This window comes from Desulfomonile tiedjei (assembly GCA_016212925.1).
Classification (GTDB): Bacteria; Desulfobacterota; Desulfomonilia; order Desulfomonilales; family Desulfomonilaceae; genus JACRDF01.
The window spans coordinates 382,999-407,302 of the sequence record JACRDF010000047.1 but is presented as its reverse complement, the minus strand read 5'-3'; the positions used below and the strand labels follow the sequence as shown (position 1 = coordinate 407,302).

26 protein-coding genes are annotated in these 24,304 nt (G+C 54.6%); 17 read left to right on the top strand and 9 right to left on the bottom strand.

Annotated elements, in window-relative coordinates:
• Nucleotides 1-43: 43 nt before the first annotated feature.
• From gcvH to HY913_20580, 9 genes are all read right to left on the bottom strand, one after another.
• Nucleotides 44-475 (bottom strand): glycine cleavage system protein GcvH, encoded by a 432-nt coding sequence (gene gcvH, locus HY913_20620; GenBank protein ID MBI4965694.1) that lies wholly within the window; start codon nt 473-475, stop codon nt 44-46.
• 139 nt (nt 476-614) lie between these two features.
• On the bottom strand, nt 615-1,490 hold the full coding sequence (locus HY913_20615) for a CoB--CoM heterodisulfide reductase iron-sulfur subunit B family protein (GenBank protein MBI4965693.1): 876 nt from the start codon (nt 1,488-1,490) through the stop codon (nt 615-617).
• 63 nt (nt 1,491-1,553) lie between these two features.
• A complete protein-coding gene (locus tag HY913_20610) occupies nt 1,554-2,039 on the bottom strand; it encodes a 4Fe-4S dicluster domain-containing protein (GenBank protein ID MBI4965692.1) in 486 nt (161 codons plus the stop codon).
• Between the two features lie 48 nt (nt 2,040-2,087).
• Nucleotides 2,088-3,698 carry a hydrogenase iron-sulfur subunit gene (locus HY913_20605; protein MBI4965691.1) on the bottom strand — a complete coding sequence of 537 codons (1,611 nt, stop codon included), beginning with the start codon at nt 3,696-3,698 and terminating at the stop codon, nt 2,088-2,090.
• A gap of 12 nt (nt 3,699-3,710) precedes the next feature.
• Complete coding sequence (locus HY913_20600) at nt 3,711-4,925, bottom strand: CoB--CoM heterodisulfide reductase iron-sulfur subunit A family protein (GenBank protein MBI4965690.1); 1,215 nt, start codon at nt 4,923-4,925, stop codon at nt 3,711-3,713.
• A gap of 67 nt (nt 4,926-4,992) precedes the next feature.
• Complete coding sequence (locus HY913_20595; protein MBI4965689.1) at nt 4,993-5,670, bottom strand: methylenetetrahydrofolate reductase C-terminal domain-containing protein; 678 nt, start codon at nt 5,668-5,670, stop codon at nt 4,993-4,995.
• Nucleotides 5,671-5,918: 248 nt separating this feature from the next.
• Nucleotides 5,919-6,428, bottom strand: a complete 510-nt coding sequence (locus tag HY913_20590; protein MBI4965688.1) for a hypothetical protein — start codon at nt 6,426-6,428, stop codon at nt 5,919-5,921.
• 528 nt (nt 6,429-6,956) lie between these two features.
• Nucleotides 6,957-7,952, bottom strand: coding sequence for a zinc-dependent alcohol dehydrogenase family protein (locus HY913_20585; GenBank protein MBI4965687.1), 996 nt, complete (start codon nt 7,950-7,952; stop codon nt 6,957-6,959).
• A gap of 99 nt (nt 7,953-8,051) precedes the next feature.
• Complete coding sequence (locus tag HY913_20580; protein MBI4965686.1) at nt 8,052-9,851, bottom strand: hypothetical protein; 1,800 nt, start codon at nt 9,849-9,851, stop codon at nt 8,052-8,054.
• Between the two features lie 388 nt (nt 9,852-10,239).
• Here HY913_20580 and mtnP point away from each other — a divergent pair, with 388 nt between their 5' ends.
• The 17 genes from mtnP (at nt 10,240) to cydB (ending at nt 24,079) form a co-directional block, all read left to right on the top strand.
• On the top strand, nt 10,240-11,025 hold the full coding sequence (mtnP, locus tag HY913_20575) for an S-methyl-5'-thioadenosine phosphorylase (protein ID MBI4965685.1): 786 nt from the start codon (nt 10,240-10,242) through the stop codon (nt 11,023-11,025).
• A gap of 22 nt (nt 11,026-11,047) precedes the next feature.
• On the top strand, nt 11,048-12,757 hold the full coding sequence (gene ade, locus HY913_20570; GenBank protein ID MBI4965684.1) for an adenine deaminase: 1,710 nt from the start codon (nt 11,048-11,050) through the stop codon (nt 12,755-12,757).
• 298 nt (nt 12,758-13,055) lie between these two features.
• Complete coding sequence (locus tag HY913_20565; protein ID MBI4965683.1) at nt 13,056-13,490, top strand: transcriptional repressor; 435 nt, start codon at nt 13,056-13,058, stop codon at nt 13,488-13,490.
• 15 nt (nt 13,491-13,505) lie between these two features.
• Entirely contained in the window at nt 13,506-14,081 is a 576-nt protein-coding gene (locus HY913_20560; GenBank protein MBI4965682.1) for a rubrerythrin family protein, read from the top strand.
• A 203-nt stretch (nt 14,082-14,284) separates the two neighbouring features.
• The gene (locus HY913_20555; protein ID MBI4965681.1) at nt 14,285-14,656 is read left to right on the top strand and encodes a desulfoferrodoxin; all 372 of its coding nucleotides are present in this window, start codon (nt 14,285-14,287) and stop codon (nt 14,654-14,656) included.
• Nucleotides 14,657-14,846: 190 nt separating this feature from the next.
• Nucleotides 14,847-15,047, top strand: coding sequence for a rubredoxin (locus HY913_20550; GenBank protein ID MBI4965680.1), 201 nt, complete (start codon nt 14,847-14,849; stop codon nt 15,045-15,047).
• 82 nt (nt 15,048-15,129) lie between these two features.
• Nucleotides 15,130-15,699, top strand: a complete 570-nt coding sequence (locus HY913_20545; protein ID MBI4965679.1) for a TlpA family protein disulfide reductase — start codon at nt 15,130-15,132, stop codon at nt 15,697-15,699.
• Between the two features lie 20 nt (nt 15,700-15,719).
• On the top strand, nt 15,720-16,331 hold the full coding sequence (locus tag HY913_20540; GenBank protein ID MBI4965678.1) for a peroxiredoxin: 612 nt from the start codon (nt 15,720-15,722) through the stop codon (nt 16,329-16,331).
• A gap of 86 nt (nt 16,332-16,417) precedes the next feature.
• Nucleotides 16,418-17,911, top strand: coding sequence for a cytochrome c3 family protein (locus HY913_20535; protein ID MBI4965677.1), 1,494 nt, complete (start codon nt 16,418-16,420; stop codon nt 17,909-17,911).
• Nucleotides 17,912-17,954: 43 nt separating this feature from the next.
• Nucleotides 17,955-18,125 (top strand): hypothetical protein, encoded by a 171-nt coding sequence (locus tag HY913_20530; protein MBI4965676.1) that lies wholly within the window; start codon nt 17,955-17,957, stop codon nt 18,123-18,125.
• 62 nt (nt 18,126-18,187) lie between these two features.
• A complete protein-coding gene (locus HY913_20525; GenBank protein ID MBI4965675.1) occupies nt 18,188-18,787 on the top strand; it encodes a flavodoxin family protein in 600 nt (199 codons plus the stop codon).
• A 48-nt stretch (nt 18,788-18,835) separates the two neighbouring features.
• Complete coding sequence (locus HY913_20520; GenBank protein MBI4965674.1) at nt 18,836-19,276, top strand: FprA family A-type flavoprotein; 441 nt, start codon at nt 18,836-18,838, stop codon at nt 19,274-19,276.
• A gap of 69 nt (nt 19,277-19,345) precedes the next feature.
• Nucleotides 19,346-19,504: a rubredoxin gene (locus tag HY913_20515; protein ID MBI4965673.1), complete on the top strand. Its 159-nt coding sequence runs from the start codon at nt 19,346-19,348 to the stop codon at nt 19,502-19,504.
• Between the two features lie 146 nt (nt 19,505-19,650).
• The gene (locus tag HY913_20510) at nt 19,651-20,862 is read left to right on the top strand and encodes a flavodoxin domain-containing protein (GenBank protein ID MBI4965672.1); all 1,212 of its coding nucleotides are present in this window, start codon (nt 19,651-19,653) and stop codon (nt 20,860-20,862) included.
• A 48-nt stretch (nt 20,863-20,910) separates the two neighbouring features.
• The gene (locus HY913_20505) at nt 20,911-21,621 is read left to right on the top strand and encodes a HEAT repeat domain-containing protein (GenBank protein ID MBI4965671.1); all 711 of its coding nucleotides are present in this window, start codon (nt 20,911-20,913) and stop codon (nt 21,619-21,621) included.
• 86 nt (nt 21,622-21,707) lie between these two features.
• A complete protein-coding gene (locus tag HY913_20500) occupies nt 21,708-23,036 on the top strand; it encodes a cytochrome ubiquinol oxidase subunit I (GenBank protein MBI4965670.1) in 1,329 nt (442 codons plus the stop codon).
• Between the two features lie 17 nt (nt 23,037-23,053).
• Nucleotides 23,054-24,079 carry a cytochrome d ubiquinol oxidase subunit II gene (gene cydB / locus HY913_20495; protein MBI4965669.1) on the top strand — a complete coding sequence of 342 codons (1,026 nt, stop codon included), beginning with the start codon at nt 23,054-23,056 and terminating at the stop codon, nt 24,077-24,079.
• The last annotated feature ends 225 nt before the right edge of the window (nt 24,080-24,304 follow it).

The following is a 24,304-nucleotide window of genomic DNA, read 5'->3' as shown; positions in this document are numbered from 1 at the left end:
ACAATACAGGCGCGAATAGAGAAACACTATTTTGAATGGCGTACTATTTCTTCTGTTCCTCGATCTTCTTGATTTCGTCCGTGATGAAGCTTTTGAACGAGTCATCAGGAGACATGAGATTAGCCAAATCCGCTTCCAGGTTCGATGGGCGAATCTTACAAATCCACGCGGCACCGTAGGGCTCTTCGTTCATTTTTTCAGGCTCGTCCTCGAGCAGTTCGTTGACCTCGGCTATTTCGCCGGAGATCACAGCGTAAATCCTTCCCACCCATTTGCCCGACTCAATGGAACCGTACGGCTTGCCTTGGGTCAGCTCGTCGCCTTCTTCCGGGAGGTCAACGAAGGTTATGTCACCCGCTTGCTTTGAGATAAACTCTGTTGCACCGGTGACCACCAGGTCCCCTTCCACTTTTGCCCAGAAATGATTCTTCTCGTACTTCAGGTCATCCGGAAAAACATAGCCCTCATATTCCATAGCAACCTCCTTCGCGGGTAAGACAAATATCCCGACCCAATTTTACAGTTCCACGCTCTGCCCCGTCGTCCTCTATTTGCAGCGCCTCGCGGGATTATCTCTTTCATTCCAAGGGATATTCCGAAGGTCTCCTGCTTTGTTAGCCCTCGACGATTTTCAAAAGTTCTGAAGGTTTTACCCGGTTGAGCTTAAATCCGAGTTCCTGCGAAGACAGCCCTAGTGCCAGCCCCAGGATCTGGGGATAATAGACCACCGGAACTTTCAGGTCAAGGCCGGCTTCCTTAAAGATCTTTTTCTGTTGGCCCTCATACATGACGTTGCAGAACGGACACACGAGAACCAGCGCCTGCGCTTCCGTCTCGGCCACATCCTGAAGTTTTATGCTTGCCAGCGCATTGGCCACTTCTTCGGAGATCCCTAAAACCCCGCCCCCGCAGCATTCCTTCAACGAGGGATAGTCCACCGAACGAGCACCGGTGGCTGCGATGAGTTCCGCCAATGTTGCGGGAACATCGGGGGAATCAAAACCAACGGTCAATTCTGAGGGTTTAAGATAGTGGCAGCCGTAATGCGGAGCCAGAACCACTCCGTCGAGCGGCTTTGTCACGGCGCTTCTTATCCCGGCCGGGCCGACTTCCTCCCAGAGGAGCCTCATATAATGCCTGACCCGGACCGGTCCCTCATACCGGAGGCCCACTGCCGCAAGCCGTTCATTCACCATGGCCTTGGTTTCCGGATCGGTCTCCAGAGTATGGGCAGTTTCGGCCAGGGTCCCTGCGCAAGCGTTGCAGAGCGCGCAAATCTCCAGGCCCTCTCTTTCGGCTAAAGCCAAGTTCCTTGCCGCGGCAACCAGGGTGTCCTCCGCATCGAGAGACTTCAGAGGGAATCCGCAGCATCCGAAAGACTCCAGGTCCCGGAACTTGATACCCAACCTCTCCGCGGTGAGCCTTGCAGCCAATTCATAGTTCAAATTTCTCACCGGGACCGTGCATCCCAGGTACAAAAGCGCTTCCATCAGGTACTCTTTCACTTCGACAAGTTCGCGGCACGCAAACCAAGGATTGCCGCGGTAAAAAACCTAACTTTCGGTTTCGCGTGAATGCAATAGACGTTCGTAATCTTCGGGGTGCTCCACAATGCGAGGCAGTCCCAGCTTCTCACGCTTCTCGTTCTCGAAGTCAGTAACTTCGTACAATCGGCCATGGGCTTTCAGCAATGTCTTTTGGCCGGTTAGGCCCGGCGGCACGCAGGCCTCGGCTACAGCCAGATTCTTAATAGCGAACATCACCTCGGTGAATCGGACATTTTGCGGGCACACTTCGTGACAACCGTAGCAGGACGAACACAGCCATATAAAATCGCTTTCCAGGACCTCTTTCTTCATTCCAAGGAGCGCCATGCGTATGATTTTTCTGGGATCGTACCTTTTTTCCACCACTTCGATTGGACAAGCCGCGGTGCAGGCCTTGCACCCGAAACAGGCCCGTATGCCTTCTCCGCCCCGCTGTTGTGCCACGCGGTGTTTGAAAGACGGGTCCAGTGTATTGAGGCGGATACGGCTCATCTAACAGCTCCTTTGAGCATGTGGTTTCTGAAGGTTCACAGCCGCGGGCTACTTGTTTTTTGCGAATGCCCGATCGACAGCAGCTTCCAGGTGCCGGATCGTTTGGACCAGCGTGGCGGGGGTGTTGCCCGCGACAGATGCAAACATCACCAGGTCAGGATCAATACCGGCTTCCTGGAGCGCATGCCGAGCTTGATTCGTCCTTTCGGCCGCAAGGACAGTTCCATAGACCGACGCACAGTTGCCTTTGTAGCAGCCGGCCGCGAGTACCGCTTGCGCGCCCTCCTCCATAGCCGCGAGAATGTGGCCTGGATCTATTGTTCCGGCACAAGGCACAATAATTGGGGTTATCTTCCGCCGGATGGGCATCCCCACGGACTCGAGGGCCTGCGCGGCAGACCGAGCGCACAGGAACGCTACTATCCTCTTGGCGCCTTCCCCGGTATTCGAGAGGCCCCTCCGAATCCGTTCGATCAAATCCTCCTCGCCAGCGGGCGGCTCCAGGCGAATCGCCTGCATCGGACATTCCACTGCGCAAATGCCACACCGAACGCAACTGGCAGGGTCTGCTTCCGCTCTTTTGTGAAAACTGATGGCCCCATGCGGGCAGAGGCGGACGCAGGTCAGACAAATTGTGCACCTGGCAGGATCGATCTCCGGCGGACCGGCAAGAGCGGAATTGAGAGAATCCGGGATATGCTTCTTGACAGCCAGTACGACAGCTTCAATGTCCCCGGCAATGGTCTCCGCGTCGAAAACTCCTCGCGAAGGCCCGACCGCCAATATCCCCGCTTTAGCCGTCTCCACGCCTGCAAATCGTGTCGAGTCATGCTTCAAGAAAGGGCTTGCTGCACGCGAAGAAGGTATGGCATCCACGAGCGGCCCCAAGGAGCGCGGCGGGTTGAGTCTTTCATCCACAACCAATAGATCCGGTGCAAGCTCCATCTCCAGGCCCAACAACGGGTCTTTGAAGGTCATTAAAAACTCTTCCGGACCGTCCTCAAATGCCGAGCCATCGGTATCGAACTTGAAAAAAACCGTCCCTTGTTCTCTCGATTCGCGATACAACCTTTCGAGCCCCGAAGCTGCGACCTTCAAATTCCTTGTAAAAACGTAACACTGCACCCGTTCTTCATTTTGGAGCCGCTGAATGGCTTTCAAGACCCTTGCAAATTCCGTGGGCTCGGACTCGCCCTGAAGCCCCAGCAAGAAAGCCGCATGGAACCAGTCGCCACGCCGCGGCTCCACACTGTCACCAAAGCGTTGCATACTCTCCAGATCGGAGAGAGCCATGACCCTTGGGGTTTTGGACAGCCCGTACGCATCGTACTTGGGGACTATCTCAGCGGGCTGAGCAGCCACGATGAACCCTACTCTTTCGCGGGAACGCTCACCCGCGGTCCTTAAGACCGCCTCGAATCTGCCTACAAAGCCATGGACTTCTTCCAGAACCGAACCGGCCATCACCTTGACGCTCTCACTAACCTGCGCACCGGCTTCGTTCCCGACCAGCAGCACTTCGAGGCCCTCGCGGCCAAGCCGGTTCGCCAATTCCAGTCCCGTTTGGTCGCCTCCCATGACCAGCACACGGTTGAGAACCGGTTCGCCAGGCTGAAAGGGCCGGCACAGGAAGATGGATTCAGCGAGTTGCTCGTTCACCAGGATGCTCCATTATCGGGAATTGCCCAAATACGACGAAACCGCGGCCGCCGCGCTGATGGCATGCGAAACAGTCTCACTGATCGAACGCGGCCCCTGGGTTGTGCCGGCAACGAAGACGCCCTCCTGGCCGGTGGTTACGCCTTCGCCGTCGGCGCCGAGGAATCCGTCCCGGTTGTAGGACAAGCCTGCGAGTGCCCCGAACAGGTCCGCGGCATGTGGGGAGATCCCCACGCTCAACACCACCATGTCAAATGATTCCGATAGCCGGTGGTCTTCCGGACCGTGATAGATCACTTCCGGGCTGCCGTCCGGCCCAAGGCGCACCTCGCTTGGAATCGCGCGCACCAGCCGCACTTCTCGTGCAGCTTCAGCAAGGCGGCGGTCAAAATCGCGATCGTAGGTCTGAATATCCATATAGAACATGCTGGGTTCAACTTCAGGGAAGCGGTACTTCAAGAGCCTCGCCAGTCTCATGGCGTACCCGCAGCAAACGCGCGAGCAATAGTTCCTGCCGATCTTCGCATCCCGGCTGCCCACACACTGGATAAAAGCAATGGACCGCATTCTCCGGTCACCGGGCCAATTGTCCCGCCTGAGCATGGAATCCAACTCCGGAGCCGCCACAACCCCTGGGATTCTGCCGTATCCGAATCGCGGTTTGTTGGTCGGGTCAAAGGGCTTGAAACCCGTCGCGAGGATCACAGCGGATGGATTAAGTTGAATGTCCTGAACGGCCCCATCCAATTTGACCGCGCCTGCGGTGCAAGCTTCGAGGCATGCGCGACACGAACCGTCTTTGTAAAAAAGGCACACTTCTTCATCTACTGAGAGTTGATTCGTCAGAGGGGAGCGGACCAGAGCACCTGGCACAGGGCAGTTTGCTTCGCAATCGCCGCAGTCGGTGCATTTTTCGGGGAAGATTCGCTGCGGCTTTTGAGAAACCGTCAGATCGAAGCCGCCATTGGTCTTCTCAATCTTGAAGACCTCCGCTCGGAGCAGCGAGCTGATACGGTCCGATTTCGTCACGTTTTGAAGCACATCTTCCAGCAGACACGCGCCGCATCTGCGACACCGGTCAGTGGCCTTGCACGCGAACCCGGCCACGTGGCCACCGAGAAAAGCCGACCGTTCGACAACAGTGGAGTCGATCCCCTGCCGCGCCAACTCCCACGCGCTCCAGAGGCCGGCAATACCACCGCCGATAATGGCCACTTTTTTGTGCATCTCTTTACCAGCTATTGCGGATAGACCTCAAAGAAGGCGCCGTTCCGTAAACGACACGTCAAATGGATCAGTCAGTGGAAAACCTCTTCTGATACTCGTCACGGACGACCTTCCAGGGCCGGGTCTGCAAATCGTTCCTGCTCGGCGGTACCACGGTCCTAAGAATGTCCAACCGTGATTGACTTGCCAGCCGGTTGATTATCTGAACCCAGGCGCAGTCTTTTTCCGGGTCGGTTTCGCATTTTCCCTTGTTGGGTCCGCCGCATGGGCCGTTCAATAGGCTTTTCGCGCACATGGTCACGGGGCAAATGCCGCCTGTGATTCCCAGATAGCACTGACTGCACGACTTGCAGCGCTCGGTCCAAATGCCCGCGCCTTCGGCCACGCCTATAAAAGTGGTATCCACGCCGGGAAATACAGGAGTATCGGGATAGGTTTCAGCCAGAAACTGAATGCCCGCGCCACATGCCAAGGAAACAACAGCGTCCACATGTTCGATGTGATCGCGAAAAAGGTGCAGAAATTCCCTGTCGCACTGGCGTTCCACCGTTGCAGAAACGGCGGAAAGGTTTTGGTTTTCGACCCGCGCAGCCAATCTTAGTTGCGTTGCAAGCAGGCTCGCTTCTTTTTCTCCGCCGGTCAGGCACACGGCCACGCATGTGCCGCATCCCGCGACGAGTATACGAGAATATCCCTGGGTCATTTGTCGTATATCAGCAAAAGCCTTGGGTTTGGCTACTATCACGTCAACCTCCGGGGCGGAGAACAGGCTGATTCGTCCTCTTACAGGATAGCGAACCGCTGTGAGTGTGTCAAGACGGGTCTTAGCCGGGAAAGCCAGTACCACGAGACAAAAGCACGACTCCGACCACTCCTAGTTGGCAGATATTTGTTCATTATGGAGAATACGATTCCAGTCTTGAGCCGTTGGGTTTCGATCGCTCGGCGAAGTACCGTAGCATATCCTCAGTTGATCCTGCAAATAGCAGCCTACTAGTATTTTCCAAGCCAAATTCCGAGAGTCAAGAGCACCAAAGGAAAATAGGTACAGTAGATTAGCCCGATAGCAAACGCGTAGAGCATCCGTCTAGGGAAGTGGTAGCCCGATTCCGCGAGTTGGCCCCTTGGTGGAAAGAGAAGCAGGTTGGGGAGCATGAGGAATACTGGATAAATGAGAAGGATGAGGGGAGGTTCAAAAAGATCGGGCTGGAGAGGAAACAAGGTATAGGGGAGCAAAGCCGTTATCACCATAAAGCAAAGTGGCTCCAGCACGGCAACCAGGACTATTCTTGCTATCCTGGGCCTAGTCTTAAAAGCCAAAGTGAGGATCAGCCACTTGGTCACGGCAGCAGGGATCGCGGGCAGGAAATAGGGGATACTCCCCCCAATCAGCAACCCAAGAAGTATTTTGGGATTACTGGTGTCAAAATGCCTGCCGTCGGAGTAGAAGCCGGTGGACGCTGTGATAAATGGGAATAGATGGAACCACGGAATTGCGGTCATGGTGCATGACTTTCAGTTCGATGATAGTTCAGGGGCGGCGTGTAGCCTCCGAATCAAGAAATTGGCGGGCACGGCCCGCCCTACTCCGGAATTAGCAAAATTTAGAGCGGCTGCCGTGAAGCCGCGTTAGAAGCCTAGAGATGTGGAAACTGTCTCAAAACTGACAATTTCAACACATGGTCGGTACGGCGCGGTTCGTGAACCGCCCGAAATCTGGGCGCTTCTCGAAGCGCCCCTACCCGGAAATGCGTCCATTTCAGGGTTTTGAGACACTTTCTGTGGTCTGGCGCAGCAGAGGTGCCGCTGCGATAGTCATCGAAACGCGCTCGGTCATGCCGCCAGGATCCCCCTTCATTGATTCTAGTTGTTTTAGAAGCCTTGCGACATGCCCTATGCAATGACTCGATACCTTTCTTGCTGGTCAGCCTCCGCCAGTTGGCGGAGGCTGACCAGCAAGAAAGAATATTAGGAGTTTTTGGTGAGGGGTGCGGGGAGCCCCTTTTTGCAAAAAGGGGCTCCCCGCAATGATCAAACAATCAAAGCCGCGCCGGCTTTCAAGGCGCTTGTTTTCATCATGTGGAGGACCTTGTTAGCCTCTTCCAAGGGGAAGGTATCGACAACCGTTCGGACGGGGATTTCGGCCGCGGCTTTCAGCAATTCCTCGGCATCGCAGCGGGTGGTGTTTGCCACGCTGCGGATCGTTCTCTCACCGTACACGAGGCTATAATCCATCTGAGGAATCGGGCTCATGGTGATGCCGGCCAGGGCCAGGGTACCGCCGCGGCCGAGGTCCTTCAAAGCCTGCGGCACAAGGTCGCCGGCAGGAGCGAATATTATCGAAGCATCCATCGGCCCGGGAGGGGTGTCACCCGCGGAACCCACCCAGACCGCGCTCAATTCCTCGGCAAGGTCTTGGTGCTTGCGGCTGCGAGTGACGACATGGACCTGGCAACCCATGTGAACCGCCAATTGGATCACAATATGCGCGGAATTTCCGAATCCGTATAAACCGAGCCGCCCACCGGGTTTGATCTCGCTGAGCCTCATGGCGCGGTATCCTATGACTCCGCCGCAAAGGAGCGGTGTGGCTTCCGCATCCGAGAAGACTTCCGGCACCGGAAAGGCGGATCGCTCCGGCACGACCATGTATTCCGCGTACCCGCCGTCCGCGTGGTAACCGGTGAATCGAGCCTGTTCGCACAGATTTTCCCTTTGCTCCTCGCAAAATCTGCATAAGCCGCAGCTTGAGTAGAACCACGTCACGCCAACGCGCTCTCCCGCGGAAAACCTCGTTGCCTGCGGGCCTGTCTTGTGGACACGGCCGACCACCTGGTGACCGGGCACGAGGGGCAGCCGCGGCAGTGCCAGGTCTCCTTCCACTGTATGCAAGTCCGTGTGGCAAACGCCGCACGCTTGGACCTTTATCAGTATCTCCCCTTCCGCGGCCTCCGGGACAGGAACGTCGGCCGGCCGGAGCGGACTTTCCTCAACAGGGCGTGGGTGTTCAAGCACCACCTCTCTCATTGGTTACACCTCGAACGGATCGGAACAATGCGCTCTTAAATATGCAATTTCGGCAGGAAAATTTTGGGAGTAAGCAAATCTCTCTTGAAATTCCCTGGGTTACTTAACCACTTCCGTGGAGAGCGTGGTTTTGTCCGTAAAGGTAACGACCACGGTCAGCAGAGATTTCGGATCAGACAACAGGCCGTTGTCCGCGGCGTACAAATAGAGCGTACGGCGGCCGGAAATAGGCACCTGCATCGCGCCGCCCTTTTCGTTCACTAATTTGTAGATGTTCGGGTACAACGCAACCCCCAGGAACATGACCGGCGCCTTGGGCTCGCTCGACCAGCGGACCGACGCATCGTTGCCTTTGATCTCGACTTTGGCCAGCTTCTTGTCATCGACCTGGATACTCATTATGAAAGTCCCGTCCAGGTAGCCGTCCTTTCCCGGCCTTGTCGACGTGTTGACGAGATCGGCTATGAACCCCCTGAACTCGCAGGTAATTATCCCCTTGGCTCTGGCCGGCTCTTCGCCCGAAGGCGCCACCGTGGCTGTTGTTGAAGGCGATCTCTGGACAAATTGTTGGTACGAAGAGCCGTCCGCGAGTTTCACCACAATTCTGAAGCGTTGGCTGGTCGTTGCCAGATCGCCGGGGTCAGCCGCGTACAAATACAACTGGAGCCGCTTGTCAAGGGGGATCATCACTGAGCTGTCGGACTTGTTGAGCAGGGTCGAAGGCGAATTCTGATAGGCCACACCAAGGCCCCAGCTCCCAGGTTCCGAACCGGTGCTCCATTTCCTTGGTGTCCCGTCTACGCTGCTGATTTCAATCCCTGTGATATGGCTGGGGGGGGAAACTTCAATGTCCAGACCAAAGACCGCGTCCGCTTTCCCGTCAGGCTTCAAACCCAAATAAGGCCCCACGGCGTCCGTGGAGACAAATCCAAGCCATGTTCCAAGGAAATTCACTCTGGAGGTACCGACTTTGGGTTCCTCCGCGGCCGAGGGGGCCGTGGCGGAGGCCTTCTCCACAGGGCACCACGAAAGGCCACCGTCGCTGAATTTTACCGAGATGCGGTAGTTTGTCTTTCCGGCCGCAATGCTGCCGTTGTCTGCGACGTAGAGGTTCAAATCCACCTTGTCCTTGACCTGAATTGCCACGCTGCCATCACGGTTGTTCAAAAGACGAACGGGATCGGAAGTCAGCGCTACGCCCACGGAGGGTTTGTCGCTGTTCGGCACTGTGTCCCATGCCGAAGCCACACCATCGACGTTCCTTATCTCAATTGCCGTGATTTGCTTGTCTCTGGCCTCCACGGTCAACACAAACAGCCCGTCCGCTTTGTCATCGCCCGTTATGCTCTTACCGGGACCGACGGCATCGTAATTCGAAACGCCCTTCAACACCGCGGACATCCGCACAGGATATGCACCGGCCTTGACACCGGCGTCGACCGGGGACGCGGCCGCTTCGGCTTTGACCGGCACCGTCCATGCCGACCCGTCTTTATGGCTGACTTTGACCTGGAACCTGCGGTCTGTTTGACTCAAGGCAGGGTCTTCTGTAATGAAAAGGAGCAACCCCTTGTCTTCGAGAGGATTGAGATTTAACTCCCCCCCCTTTGGGTTGACAATCTGGGCAGGGTTTTTGGCCTTGGCCACTCCCACAAATCCTATATCAGGGCTTTTGCCGCGCGTATTCCAAATCCCGGCACTCCCTGAAACAGCCTGGATTTCAATTTCGGTTATTCTTGCTTTCGAGGGCTGTGGATTCAAGGTGAGGGAAAAAACCGCATCCGGTTTACCATCAGGTATTGCAGAGGTTTTCCCGACGCGGTCCGACTTTTTCACACCCAGGAAAAGGGCCTCCCCCCGTGCGGCAATTTGGGCATGACCCCACATGGGCAGGAACATTAATATCCCCGCAAGAAGAATGGTGAAAATACGCGTGACAGATCGTACGAGCAGAAGGACCCTCCCCTCCAGCGGAAGCGCGACGTTGTCGAAACTCCTCTATATTCCGCAATCTAGTTGACAACCTTTCGGAATGTCAATCAGAAATTGTCCTTCGCGCCGGCCTGCGCGAATCTCAGAACAGCCCAAAACAGCGGCCCCGAGCAGGCTAATTCTACGGTGCATCGCTTGGTGAATCGTCTCTTTGTGTTGACACAAACAGGTCTGGAACCGTAAAATCAGCGGCCGGCCAAAGAAATTGCCGCGGGTCCCGGTGCCGCGGGGTTGCACAAAAATATTTTCACCAGAGACTAAGGTATTGTCGGGCAAGCGCGGAAGGAGAAAAAGCGTGGTCAAGGTAGGCATGATAGGCGGTTCGGGATTCGATGATCCGGACTTCCTCACGGATGTTAAGATCGTGAAAAAAGGGACGCCCTTCGGCCCCCTCTCCGGCGACGTTGTTGTCGGCAAGGCCGGAGACACGGAAGTGAGTATCATCCTCCGGCATGGCAAAGGCCACCGCATCCGCCCGTCAGCCGTAAACTACAGGGCCAATGTCTGGGCCCTGAAAGACCTGGGCGTGACCCACATCATCGCTACCACGGCATGCGGCTCCTTGAGGGAAGAGATCGAACCCGGCCATCTCGTCTTTCCCGACCAGTTTATTGACCAGACGAGACAGCGCCGAAGCACCTTTCACGAAGGCGATCAGGTGGTGCACATCTCGATGGCCGATCCTTTTTGCGAACGTCTCAGACAGATTCTGGTCGCCACCGCGGTCCAGGAAGGCGTGGCTCACCACTCCAAGGGTACCGTAGTGACAATCGAAGGGCCGCGTTTCTCCACCAGAGCCGAAAGCAAGATGTTCCGCATGTGGGGTGGAGATATCATCAACATGTCCACGGTGCCGGAGGCCGTTCTCGCCCGAGAGGCCGGCATCTGCTACGCGGTGGCCGCGATGAGTACGGATTACGACGCGTGGCACCATTCCGAGGAGCCCGTGACCTGGGAAATGATCGCGGACACTATGAACAGAAACGTGGAGAACGTGAAGAAAATATTCTTCAACGCGTTGCCCGCAATCACCTATGAAGACTGTGGATGCCGCACTGCAATCAATACCGCGTCGGTGTGACTTAAACGCGGGGGAGGAACAAATGGATCTTGCACACCGCATCGAAGTAGCTCTGGGAAAAGAGCCTGTTGATCTTCTGCTTAAAAATGCCCAACTGGTAAACGTTTTCGCGGGCTGCATCCATCCTGTTTCCGTAGCAATTCATCAAGGCCTTGTCGTGGGCTTCGGGGACTATGAAGCAGTGCGAACAATTGATTTGCACGGCCGCTATATAGCTCCGGGGTTTATCGACGGGCACCTGCATCTGGAATCCAGCATGCTGAGCATCCCGGAGTTTGCGCGCAACGTAGCGCCGCTTGGGACAACCACCGTGGTTGCCGACCCTCACGAGATCGCAAACGTTTTAGGATTGGAGGGCATCCGGTACGTGCTCGATTCGAGCGAGGCCGCGGCGCTTCGGGTCTTCATCATGTTCCCTTCTTGCGTGCCGGCCACTCCGTTTGAAACTTCCGGGGCCTCGCTCAGCCATAAGGACATGGAACAATTCAGGGATAACGCGCGGGTCCTGGGTCTGGCGGAAATGATGAACTATCCGGGGGTGCTCATGGCCGACCCCGAAGTCCTGGCAAAAATAGAGGTGTTCAAGAATAAGGTGCTGGACGGGCACGCTCCCGGCCTTTCTGGAAAGGAACTGTGCGCGTACATCGCCGCGGGGATACGGTCGGATCACGAATGCACCACCCTTGAAGAGGCCCGTGAAAAACTTCAAACCGGGATGCGCATCATGATCCGCGAAGGATCAGCTGCGAAGAATTTGGACACCCTGCTCCCACTGGTCAAAGACCACGATTCACGGAATTGTTTTTTCGTTACGGACGACCTGGAGCCGGGGGACATCCTCGAGAAAGGGCACATAAACAGGCTCGTTCGAACCGCGGTGAGCAAAGGGATCGACCCGGTCCGTGCCATTCAAATGGCAACCATCAACCCCGCGTCGCATTTCAAACTGAATGGGCTGGGCGCTGTCCTGCCCGGGTACGAGGCGGACCTTCTGGTTCTCGAAGACCTCAAGGAAATCAAGATAAGCCAGGTGTACCGTTCGGGCCGCCTTGTAGCGGAAAATGGGAAGTTGGTGTCCTCGATCGAGTCTCACGGCCTTTTGAAAGTGCGCGACAGCGTCAATGTGGATTGGAGCAAGGTCTCCGACCTTTCGATTCCGGCTGAAGGACAAATGGTTAAGATAATCCACGTCATTCCGGGGCAAATAGTTACCAAAAAAGTGGTTGAAGAAGCCCCTGTTTCGGACGGTCGCGTTGTCGCGGACCCGCCGCGGGACATACTGAAAATAGCGGTTATCGAACGACACCATGGCACCGGAGCCTTTTCCGTAGGCTTGATTCGTGGATTCGGACTCAAACGCGGGGCCATTGCCGGGACCGTAGCGCACGATTCCCACAACATCATCGTGGTGGGGACCAACGATGCGGACATGCTGGCAGCGGCACACGAAGCAGCCGGCATGGGAGGCGGCATGACGGCCGTCGACAATGGCCACGTCCTGGCACGGCTCCCCCTGCCAATCGCGGGGCTGATGTCGGACAAACCCATCGAAGAGGTTCGTGACAAGCTGGAAGAGGTAGTCCGCTGCGCTCACGAAATGGGCTGCACCCTGGAAAACCCTTTCGCGACGCTGTCTTTTATGGCCCTCACCCCCATCCCTGAATTAAAGCTGACCGATCAAGGGCTGTTCGATTCTTTGAACTTCAAATTTGTGTCCTTGTTCGGTGACTGAGAAGAAATCGCGGGTGAGCGGCCGGCGAAAAGACCCTAATTTCAGACATCGGTTCGGCAACTAGCATATTTTGGGATCGGCACAAAGGCCACCTGTTTTCTTGATGGGGCCGGCACCCTCCATGATGGCTTCCGGCCCAGTCCGATCCCGCACCACGGTCTCCGCTGCTCCCGTAAGAGAATTCCAGGAACTTTTCCGATCCGTAAGGCTCACAACAAGAAAGCCCTTCTAATTTTTCAAAAGACTTGACAGGCGAAATTTGGCCGTATATTTAGTTTAGTAATGGTTACTATTACTAATGACATCTGAACCCGAAGCCCAAAGCCAAGTCCGAACGACCCGGCAACGCCGCATCATGCTCGCGGAACTCGAGAAGCTCCGTACGCATCCGACGGCTCACGAGCTTTATGAGGTGGTTCGCAAGAGGCTCCCCAAGATCAGCCTGGGGACGGTTTATCGTAACCTTGAGATACTCTCCGAGTGCGGAATGGTACAGAAGCTGGGCACAGCCGGCACACAGAAGCGCTTCGATGCTGTGACCGCCAATCATTACCATGTGCGCTGCACTAAGTGCGGGCGGGTTGCGGATGTTCCTGTGGCCCTGATTTCCGAGATTGACAAGATTGCTGCAGAGGCAAGCGATTTCGAGATCTTTTGGCATCACCTGGAGTTTGGGGGCCTATGCCCGGGCTGTAAAGGCGGTTCCCGAAGGCGTCAATTGCGAAAAAAATGAAGAAAGGAGAATGCTGTGGCAACAATTAGAGGCTCTGAAACCGAGAAAAACCTTATTATGTCTTTTGCGGGGGAATCCCAGGCGCGAAACCGGTACAGTTATTTTGCCTCAAAGGCAAAGAGCGAAGGCTTGGTCCAGATCAGTCTGATTTTCGATGAAACGGCCAATCAGGAGAAGGAGCATGCCAAGAGGTTCTTTAAGCTCCTCGAAGGGGGCGACGTCCTTGTCCAAACCCCTTTCCCGGCTGGAATTATCGGCGGAACAGCCGAGAATTTGAGAGCCGCGGCTGAAGGAGAACGTCACGAATGGAGCGAGCTGTACCCTGGATTCGCCAAGGTGGCAAAGGCTGAGGGCTTTGATGCCGCTGCAACGATCTGGGAAGCTGTAAGCATTTCGGAGAAGCACCACGAGAAACGCTATTTAGGGCTACTGGCCAACATAGAGGCCGGCAAAGTATTCAAGAAGGATGTCCCCGTGGTTTGGCGCTGCATCAATTGCGGTTACCTGCACGAGGGGCTTGCGGCTCCGGAGTCGTGCCCTGCCTGCGCACATCCCCAGGCTTATTATGAAGTGTTGAGTGAAAACTGGTAATCGTGATATTGAGAGATAGGACTCCGGTTTTTTGCTACCCGGCGATGTGTATTTATATACTTGAGCGTTCCATAAAGTAAGACTCGGCATGTCGCAGGGTGGGGTAAAGTTAGTTTCTCGTCGGCAAATTGGTATCACCGGTACCGCGGTGACATTACGAAACGTTCACCAAAATTGTTGAGCAGCCTTAAGGAGGTAATGCGATGACCCAACAACTCCAGATTTACAAATGCGAAGTGTGCGGCAACATAGTGGAAATGCTTCACGAGGGGGCGGGAGAGCTTGTTTGTTGCGAGCAGCCCATGAAGTTGTTTGTAGAGAACACCGTGGACGCGGCTCGTGAAAAGCATGTCCCGGTCCAGGAAATGCTGTCCGATGGCCTCAAGGTAAAAGTGGGGAGCGTTCCCCATCCAATGGAAGAAAAACATTACATTGAGTGGATTGAAATTGTGTCCGACGGAAAGGCCTATCGGCAATTCCTGAAGCCTGGGGAAGCCCCCGAGGCAGTGTTTCCGGTCAAAGGTAACTTTACCGCCCGGGAATACTGTAACCTTCACGGATTGTGGAAGGCCTGAGCCTGATTCCGGCGCCATCGAGATTAGTGCCAAAGATATTTTTCAGTCGAGTAGAACGAATTTCCGGGAGGGAAATTGGTCTGAACGAAGATTTCCCTCCACTTCAGTTACTACCATTGCCGAACGGCTTGCCCCAGCTGTTCGCGGACGGCAAAACAAGATTTGTTGAAACGGAGTAAAGAGAAGAAAAATGTCTCAGCCTGCGCAAATCTGGCAGTGTCAGACGCCAAATTGCGGTTACTTGTACGATCCCGCAAGAGGCGACAAAAAAGGAAAGATACCCAAAGGGGTCCTGTTTGAGGACCTTCCTGAAGAATGGAAATGTCCTGTTTGCGGCGCGAGCAAGAAGATGTTCCAGCCGCTCAGCATTCCCGGGAGCGCCACCGCTTGAGTCAAGCGGCCGGAATCATTTATGACTGCCGTTCGGTCGCGGGATCAGAATAGCGGTGTTGTCATTCTTGGCGGGTGAAACCATGAAAAGAATTTTGATTCTGTGTGCCGTGGCCGGCGTGTTATCGGTTGCTGTGGGTGTACCCGGCATCGCGGGGGATTCGTTACGAGTCGATGTTGAAAAGCTCGCGCAGATGAAGTTCGCGGGGCCCGACAATCCCGCGGAGCGAAAATACCTTGGACTTACGACTGCAGGCGATTTCAAGCTTGCGGACGTAAAAGGGAAGTATATTATAATTGAGGTCTTCAGCATGTATTGCCCGATTTGCCAAAAGGAAGCCCCAAAAGTTAATCAATGCCATGAATTGATAGAGAAGAATCCCGCGCATAGTGGAAAGGTCAAACTCATAGGCATCGGCACCGGCAATACCCCTTTCGAGGTTGATGTATTCAGAAAGAAATTCGCGATCCGTTTTCCTCTTGTGCCGGACGACAACTTTGTCGTTCAAAAGGCCTTCTCGCAGCCTGTTAGGACTCCCACATTCATAACTGTCAAAAAGCGTGGGAAAAAGGGGCTCGAGTTGGTCAACGTGCATGTGGGGGAATTGAGCGCGGCTGAGGCGTTCTTGAAGAGTCTACCTCTAGCTCCCTGATGGGGGGCCAAGGAGGAGTCATGGACACCCTGGAAAAGCGAAACGTGCTTGCCTCGCGCATTGTAGTTGCAGTTCTTGTGCTGTGCTCGCTTGCCGCTCCGGCGTTCGGAGACGTTCTCGATTACTGCATATACAATCCCGGTCAACTGAAACCCGTTGATAGCGGGTCGAAGATGAAGGTAGGCGACCCCGCCCCGGATTTTATTTTGCCTGATCTTGCGGGCGGCCGAGTCGCGCTTAGCGAATATCGAGGCAAAAAGAACGTTGTTCTTTCATTTGTGCCGGCCGCGTGGACGCCCGTTTGTTCACAGCAGTGGCCGGGTTATAATATTGCCCAAGATATTTTCGATCAGACTGACGCCGTGCTAATCGGTATCAGCGTGGACAACGTCCCGACCCTTTATGCGTGGACTCAGCAGATGGGGAAGCTCTGGTTCCCCGTGCTATCGGATTTCTGGCCTCACGGCGAGGTGGCGGCAAAATACGGGGTGCTGCGAAGCGACGGCGTATCCGAGCGCGCGCTGTTTGTCATCGATAAGAAGGGCGTAATTCGTCACATTGACGTACACGACATCAACATAATGCCCCGACTCGAGGACCTGGCCAAAGAACTGGCCAAATTGGAGAAGTAGAAGACACTTTTCTTCTTATGCCGGGGAAATGATGGAACGTGACGCCTGTTTTCAACAGGGCTATGCGGCTCAGGGGGTGCGCGAAAATGAGAGAGTCTTTGTTAAGGTGTTGCTTCCTTGCTGCTCTCGTCGGTTTGTCCGCCCTTGATGGTGCGAGTGGAGCTGATAAGCCCCCTATTAGCGATCTTTCCCAGGAGTGCATTGATTGCCATTCTACCGCCACTCCAGGGATGGTCGCGGATTGGAGGCGCAGCCGTCACGCAACCGTCACTCCGCAGGAGGCGCTCAAGAAGCCCGAGTTGCAGCGGCGAATCACGGACCGGAAGATTCCCGACAAACTTTCCGCGGTGGTTGTGGGTTGTGCGGAATGCCACATGCTGAATCCGGATGCGCACAAGGATACCTTCAATCACAACGATCAGAAGGTGCACCTTTTGGTGACGCCCAAGGATTGCGCTGTCTGTCACGCCACAGAAGCGGAAGAATACGACAAGAATCTCATGTCCCACGCGTGGGCCAATCTTGCAAAAAACGACCTGTACAAGACCCTTGGCAAGGACATTAACGGAATAAAGACGTTCAAGGACATGAAAACATCGACCGCCAACCCTGACGAAAAGACCCTTGCCGACTCCTGCTTTCAGTGCCACGGCACTGCGATTGAAGTAAAGGGCATGAACAAGAGGGATACCGATTTCGGCGAGATGGAATTCCCTGTCCTTGCCGGTTGGCCCAATCAGGCCGTGGGACGCCTAAACACGGACGGGAGTCAGGGATCGTGCACGCCCTGCCACAGCAGGCACCAATTCTCTCTGCAGATGGCCAGAAAGCCCTACACGTGCTCCCAGTGCCATAAGGGGCCGGACGTTCCGGCATACCAGGCCTATTCCGTGAGCAAGCACGGCAATCTGTTTTTCTCCCTGCGAGACGAGTGGGAATTCAAGAGCGTTCCTTGGACTGTGGGCAAAGATTTTGCCGGCCCAACCTGTGCGGTTTGTCACGTCGCTCTTCTTGTCAGTCCTGAAGGTGACGTGATCGCCAAAAGAACTCACCGGATGAACGATCGCTTGCCCTGGAGAATATTCGGACTGCCCTACGCTCACCCTCATCCCATCTCGCCGGACACGACGATAATAAGGAATCAAGACGGGCAGCCTTTGCCCACAGCGCTGACAGGACAGCCCGCTGCGAAGTTCTTGATCGATCCCGAGGAGCAAACCAAACGCCGCGAAGCGATACAGAAGGTCTGCAATGCATGTCACACGCAAGATTGGGTCAAAGGGCATTGGGAACGCTTCGAGAATACCATCAACACTACCAATGAAATGACTCTCACCGCGACCAATATACTGTTCAAGGCCTGGGACGAGAAGGTCGCTGATAAGAGCAACATGTTCGACGAAGCCATAGAAAGGCAGTGGACCCAGGAGTGGTTATTCTATGCCAATTCCACCCGCTTCGCCTCGGCCATGGTGGGAGCGGACTATGGTGTCTTCGCCCACGGCCGTTGGCATCTGTCCCGAAATATTCAGGACATGGTCGATCATCTCAAGTTCCTTCTGCAAAATAAGAAGAAATAGGCTGATTCAATTAATGAACAGATGCTGAGAGGAGAGATGTTTAATGGAAAAGAACACGTGGAAATGTCCCAAATGCGGTTACACTTTCGAGGCCGACGCGGGAGCAATCCCGCCGGACACCTGCCCGGGGTGCAATGACAAATGCGAGTTTGTCAACGTGACCTGTTACATACCGGACTGCGGAAGCAAGGGCCAGGATCCTCGGCTTGGCTGAAAGCGATCAACCCCGACCGCCGGTGACTGACCGACGTAGCGCCGGCTGGAGCGAGCAATTTAATGAAAGTGCTTGGAATTTACGGTAGCCCGCGGCGAGCCGGAAACACCGACATGCTCCTTGACGAAGCTCTTGACGGTGCCAAATCCGCCGGAGCGGATGTGTCGTCGATACGGTGCTGCGATCTGAAAATAGCCGGTTGCATAGAATGCGGCGGATGTGATGAAACCGGCGAATGCGTAGTTGATGACGACATGCAGTCGGTTTACCCTCGATTGCTGGAGGCGGATGCGATCATCTTGGCATCACCGATCTTTTTCTACGGTATTACCGCGCAGGCCAAGGCTCTCATCGACCGGTGCCAGGCTATGTGGTGCCGCCGATTGCTCGATAAGACCCCAGAGGAGAAAAGAACATACGCGGGCGGTTGTGGGTACCTCATCGCAGCGGGGGCCACAAAAGGGGCTAACTTGTTTCAGGGAGCGGAGTTGGTGGCCAAGTACTTTTTCGATGCGCTGGACATGAGGTATGAAGGAGGGGTTCTGGTGAAATCCGTCGAAGGAAAAGGGGAAATAGGAAAACACCCGGACTTCCTCAAGCAGGCTTTCGAACTGGGGAGGTCTGCCGCAACCGCGAGGGATTTGTCCTCCGATGCTCGATGAGAATTCCACGTGCCTCGGACGTCCAAATAGGACAGGAGAACGCTAGAGATGGCCAAAGTATTGATAGCTTATGCCACCCGAACCGGCCAAACCCAGGGCATCGCGGACCTTATTGCCGAAGGGGTCCGCTTCACCGGCGCGGACGCAAAAGTGGCGAACGCCGCGCAACTGCAAACGGAAGAGGACCTGAATGGGTACGAAGCCTACGTCTTTGGCTCGGCTACTTATCATGGGGACATGATGCCGGCCATGAAACAGTTGCTTTTCTTATGTGCCAAGGCCCAGGTGGCCGGCAAGGTCGGGGGCGCTTTTGGAGCATTCGGTTGGAGCGGCGAAGCTGCGGATCGCATTTACGATACGATGTTAAACATCTTTAACATGGACATGGTCGGCAGTCCGTTGAGACTCAAATCCGCGTCGTTGCAGGGCGGTATGCAAATGGCGCAGGATTATGGCCGAGAAATCGGCAAGAAGATCGCCGATAGATAGGTGACCTAAAACCAAAGTTCATTAGATGAATCTGATGAATCGCATTCATATTTTTACCAGGAGGTAGCAATGCAAAAGTACGTATGTCAAGTATGTGGTTATATTTACGATCCGGCCCTTGGGGATCCGGATAATGGTGTGGACCCGGGCACAGCGTTTGCCGATTTACCCGAGGACTGGGTCTGTCCGATTTGTGGAGCCGACAAGGAATCTTTTGCTCCGGAATGATAAACAGGCCGCCGCGCTCCCTGCATGGCGGGATAGTAGCCTGATTGCCCCATAATTCCAGGAGGACCGCCAGAAATTTCCTCACGAAATGCGGGGAGTGGGGTTAGCCTTATTTCGTACACAAAACTGTGCTTTGGAGGATTAAGTTGCGAACCATTGTTGAGATAAAAAAAGGTGTCCACTGGGTAGGAGCGGTGGATTGGACCGTGCGAGATTTTCACGGCTACTCGACGGAAAAAGGAACGACTTATAACGCTTACCTTGTCCTTGATGACAAGGTCACCCTGTTCGACACCGTCAAGAAGCCTTTCAAGATGGATATGCTCCACAATATCTACAAAGTAATCGATCCGGCGAAGATCGATTACCTGGTGGTAAATCATGTAGAACCCGATCATTCGGGCGCGCTCCCGGAAATGATGGAAATTATCAAGCCCGAGAAGCTGTTTTGCTCGCCAAGGGGCAAGAAAGCGCTTCTTGAACACTACCACAAGGACGATTGGCCGTATGAAGTGGTGGAGAGCGGCCGGGAAATCAGTCTCGGTAAGCGAACCGTCTCGTTTCTCGAGACCCGTATGGTGCACTGGCCGGACAGCATGTTTTCCTACATAAAGGAGGACAGGCTGCTGATCTCCAGTGATGCCTTCGGGCAGCATTGGGCCACGAGCGAACGATTCAACGATGAAGTGGATTCCGCGGAACTCATGGCACATGCGACCAAGTACTACGCCAATATTCTGATGCCTTACTCGCCCCTCATCAAGAAGCTTATCGGAGAAGTCCAAAAAATGGGGCTTAAAATAGACATGATAGCCCCGGATCATGGATTGATCTGGCGAAAAGACCCGGGCCAAATTGTCGCGGCCTATGACTCCTGGAGTTCGCTGGTGCCCAAACAAAAGGCCTTGGTAATTTACGACACCATGTGGCACAGCACCGAAACCATGGCCAAGGCGATTGCCGACGGACTGATCGAAAGCGGGGTGAGCACCCAGATGCTGGATCTGAGAGTCAACCATCGCAGCGATGTCATGACGCAGCTTCTGGACGCCAAGGCGGTAATATTGGGTTCATCCACTCTCAATAACAATATGCTGCCGCGAATGGCGGACATGATTTGTTATATGAAAGGGTTGAGGCCGGCAAACAAGGTCGGCGCGGCATTCGGCTCCTTCGGATGGAGCGGAGAATCAGTGCGGCTGTTGACCAAGGCCTTGGAAGAAATGAAGGTGAAGGTCGTGCATCCTGGGGTGAGCTTGCAGTACATGCCCAATCACGAAGGACTCAAGAAATGCGTGGAAATGGGCAAGGAAATCGCCAAGGCAGTTAAGGATGACGGCACTGCGGAGAAGCAGTGAACGTTGAGGTCAACTCCGCGACAGCGGAATCGGCAGGAGGTGTTTGCTTTGTCTGCTGAAGCCAGGGGAGGACGAAATCTAAAGAAACACGTCCTGGGGCTTCTCGAGCAGGACGACTTCGACCAGGCCCTTGAAGAGCTGTGTAGTTTGCCTGGTCGCCAGGTGGTCAACCCGTTGTTCTCTTTTCTCCTCCACAAGGAGGAGGCGATCAGATGGAAAGCAATCACCGCCATGGGCGCGGTTGTGAATAACCTTGCGGAAACCGATATGGAGGGGGCTCGCACAGTAATGCGAAGACTCATGTGGAGCCTGAATGAGGAATCCGGAGGCATCGGATGGGGAGCGCCGGAAGCCATGGCGGAGATCATGGCCCGTAACGAGGGATTGGCCGACGAGTATGCGGCTATGTTCACGTCCTACATGGAAGAGTCAAGGAATTTCCTGGAATACGAGGTGCTGCAACAGGGCGTAATGTGGGGCGTTGTGAGAATGGCTCGAGCTAGGCCGGACGCGGTGCGCGGGGCCGCGCCTCTTCTGGGAAAATACTTGAAATCCCCCAATCCCACGGTCAGAGGCCTGGCCGCCCAGGCGGCCGGGCTGCTTGGAGTGACTGAGGTTCGCGCTCAACTTGAAGCCATGTTGGCCGATAGTTCGGAATTCCGGTCTTTCATTGACAACCGATTCATTAGCGATACGGTTACGGGAGTAGCAAGACAAGCTCTGGCCCGCCTCGATCAAGCAGAGCGGCCGGCGAATTAATTGCGCCCAGCCCCTTGAATTGGGCCGCTGCCGGGCATCAATTTACAGCCGGGTTGGTTCCCCCCTCGGAAAGGAAAACACGAGTCATGGACGTTCTATGGCTGTCGCGCGTGCAGTTTGCCGTGGCTACCATGTTTCACTTCATATTTGTCCCATTAACCTTGGGATTGTCGATTCTCATAGCGATTATGGAGTCCGTTTACGTCAGGACCGGCAACGAAGAATACAAGAGGATGGCCAAGTTTTGGGGGAGGATTTTCCTGATCAATTTTGTGGTCGGCGTCGTTACGGGCTTGACCCTTGAATTTCAGTTTGGAACTAATTGGGCGGGATACTCGAAATATGTGGGCGATATTTTTGGTTCACTTTTGGCTATCGAGGCTACCGTAGCCTTCTTCCTGGAATCAACCTTCATCGCGATATGGGCATTCGGCTGGAATAAGGTGTCTGCCAAGTTTCATGCGGCCTGCATCTGGATTGTGGCGATAGCCTCCACCATGTCGGCTTACTGGATTTTGGTCGCCAATTCCTTTATGCAGCAACCGGTAGGTTATGTAATAAGGAATGGCAGAGCCGAACTGGCTGACTTCTGGGCAATCATCACTCAACCCTTTGCCATCTTAACGTTCTTGCACACGGTTTTTTTCGGGTACATCGTGGCAGGTTTCTTTGTCGTCGGCGTGAGCGCATATCACCTTCTTCACAACAGCCACAAGGCCCTCTTTTCCAAGTGCTTCAGGATGGCGCTGGTTTTCTCATTCATCTTTTCATTTGCGGAAATAGTGGTGGGAGATCTCCAGGGCAGGAAGATGGCCGTAGCTCAACCTTCAAAGCTCGCGGCGGTCGAATCGATTTGGGAGACCCAGAGAGGGGCTCCTTTTTATATGCTTCTTATTCCTGACGAGGCGAGAGAGCGCAATATAGTCGAGGCATTTGGGATTCCGAAGTTCTTAAGTCGGCTCGTCTACGGCGACTGGAACGCGGAAGTTAAGGGCCTAAAAGAGTGGCCCAAGGATGAAAGACCTCCGGTGACATTGGTCTTCTGGTCCTTCAGGTTTATGGTCGCACTGGGCTTTCTGTTTGCTCTGGTTACGCTGATTGGCATGTATCTTACCTATCTGAAGAAAAATGTTGAGTCGAGGCGCTGGTATCTAAAGATTATGATGTACGCGATCCCGCTTCCTTACATTGCTGCGCAATTGGGATGGCTGGTTAGGGAAGTGGGGCGTCAGCCCTGGATAGTGTACGGAGTGATGAAGACCTCTGAAGCAGTGTCCCCCATCGCGGCGTATCAGGTGTTGGTATCCTTGATTGCTTTCATACTACTCTATTCGCTCCTGGGGCTTACTGCCTTTGTGCTGATTATAGGAGAGATACGCAAAGGTCCCGCTCCTCTTGCAGGGGCCATCGGCTGAGAAAGGCGGGCTTGGAAATGCTTCAGACGATCTGGTTCTTGTTGTGGGGAATCCTCTGGGCCATCTACTTTATGCTTGACGGCTTTGATCTCGGCCTGGGGACCCTCATGCCGTTTGTGGCAAAAAACGACCAGGAAAGAAGGATTGTTTACAACACGATGGGGCCGTTCTGGGATGGCAACGAAGTGTGGCTTATCACTGCAGGAGGGGTCACCTTTGCTGCGTTCCCCACGACTTACGCGGTGATGTTCAGCACGCTGTATACTCCACTGCTTTTGATTTTGTTTGCTTTGATCATTCGAGCGGTCTCGTTCGAGTTCAGAGGGAAAATCGAAGGTCGCGCCTGGAGGACTTTGTGGGATACTTGCCTGTTTATCGGAAGCTTTCTCCCCGCGCTGCTTTTCGGGGTTGCGTTTGCCAATATTTTCCAGGGAATTCCGTTTGATGAAAAAGGGGTTTTCCACGGCACCCTTTTCACACTTCTGAATCCGTACGGGATAGCAGGAGGATTTCTCTTCGTGGTGATGTTCCTCTTACATGGCGCACTGTGGCTGGCCGTCAAGACCGAGGGAGTGCTCTACGAAAGAGCCGAAGCCCTTGCCAAAGCCCTATGGCTGGTTCTGTTGGTGGTGGCTGTAGTGTTTCTCGTTTTCACGTGGTTTGCAACACCCCTATACCGCAATTACCTTGCTTCCCCTATCCTTTTTGTTATCCCCCTCATAACTGTGGCTTCCCTTCTGGTGACTCGACTGTTCATTGCCAAGGCATCGTGGTGGAAAGCATGGTTCGCTTCCTGCCTGACTATTGTTACGGCCACGCTTTTCGGGGTGGTGGGGCTTTACCCCAACCTTTATCCTTCGAGCCTAAATCCTGCGTATAGCCTGACAGCATTCAATTCATCTTCCACGCCCATGACTTTGACTATCATGCTCGTGGTTGCCCTAATATTTGTTCCCATCGTGATCCTATATCAGGGTTGGGTTTATCACCTGTTCAGGGACAAAGTTACCGATGAGTCCCTGAATTCCGAGGAGGCTTATTGATACCAGCTCGCCATTTTCCTTATAAGACAGGTGGCATGTCTCTTCCGCTGCGGACGGCGGACCTGACTTCGCTCCAGAGACATGCCACCTGTCCACCCAAAGTGAGGTTATCTATTGCGAACTGATATGAGAGGTTTCGGGGCAAAAAGATTTCGAAATTCCGCGTTGCGGCTGAACCCCGCCAGGTTTGCACCAAGTCCTGGCGAGCTAGTTGACTGCGAAAGG

Coding starts and splice junctions, on each gene's coding strand:
- gcvH (MBI4965694.1), bottom strand. CDS start 475: ATGGAATATGAGGGCTATGTTTTTCCGGATGACCTGAAGTACGAGAAG.
- HY913_20615 (MBI4965693.1), bottom strand. CDS start 1,490: ATGGAAGCGCTTTTGTACCTGGGATGCACGGTCCCGGTGAGAAATTTG.
- HY913_20610 (MBI4965692.1), bottom strand. CDS start 2,039: ATGAGCCGTATCCGCCTCAATACACTGGACCCGTCTTTCAAACACCGC.
- HY913_20600 (MBI4965690.1), bottom strand. CDS start 4,925: ATGCACAAAAAAGTGGCCATTATCGGCGGTGGTATTGCCGGCCTCTGG.
- HY913_20590 (MBI4965688.1), bottom strand. CDS start 6,428: ATGACCGCAATTCCGTGGTTCCATCTATTCCCATTTATCACAGCGTCC.
- HY913_20585 (MBI4965687.1), bottom strand. CDS start 7,952: ATGAGAGAGGTGGTGCTTGAACACCCACGCCCTGTTGAGGAAAGTCCG.
- HY913_20580 (MBI4965686.1), bottom strand. CDS start 9,851: ATGTTCCTGCCCATGTGGGGTCATGCCCAAATTGCCGCACGGGGGGAG.
- ade (MBI4965684.1), top strand. CDS start 11,048: ATGGATCTTGCACACCGCATCGAAGTAGCTCTGGGAAAAGAGCCTGTT.
- HY913_20565 (MBI4965683.1), top strand. CDS start 13,056: ATGACATCTGAACCCGAAGCCCAAAGCCAAGTCCGAACGACCCGGCAA.
- HY913_20555 (MBI4965681.1), top strand. CDS start 14,285: ATGACCCAACAACTCCAGATTTACAAATGCGAAGTGTGCGGCAACATA.
- HY913_20550 (MBI4965680.1), top strand. CDS start 14,847: ATGTCTCAGCCTGCGCAAATCTGGCAGTGTCAGACGCCAAATTGCGGT.
- HY913_20545 (MBI4965679.1), top strand. CDS start 15,130: ATGAAAAGAATTTTGATTCTGTGTGCCGTGGCCGGCGTGTTATCGGTT.
- HY913_20540 (MBI4965678.1), top strand. CDS start 15,720: ATGGACACCCTGGAAAAGCGAAACGTGCTTGCCTCGCGCATTGTAGTT.
- HY913_20535 (MBI4965677.1), top strand. CDS start 16,418: ATGAGAGAGTCTTTGTTAAGGTGTTGCTTCCTTGCTGCTCTCGTCGGT.
- HY913_20530 (MBI4965676.1), top strand. CDS start 17,955: ATGGAAAAGAACACGTGGAAATGTCCCAAATGCGGTTACACTTTCGAG.
- HY913_20525 (MBI4965675.1), top strand. CDS start 18,188: ATGAAAGTGCTTGGAATTTACGGTAGCCCGCGGCGAGCCGGAAACACC.
- HY913_20520 (MBI4965674.1), top strand. CDS start 18,836: ATGGCCAAAGTATTGATAGCTTATGCCACCCGAACCGGCCAAACCCAG.
- HY913_20515 (MBI4965673.1), top strand. CDS start 19,346: ATGCAAAAGTACGTATGTCAAGTATGTGGTTATATTTACGATCCGGCC.
- HY913_20500 (MBI4965670.1), top strand. CDS start 21,708: ATGGACGTTCTATGGCTGTCGCGCGTGCAGTTTGCCGTGGCTACCATG.
- cydB (MBI4965669.1), top strand. CDS start 23,054: ATGCTTCAGACGATCTGGTTCTTGTTGTGGGGAATCCTCTGGGCCATC.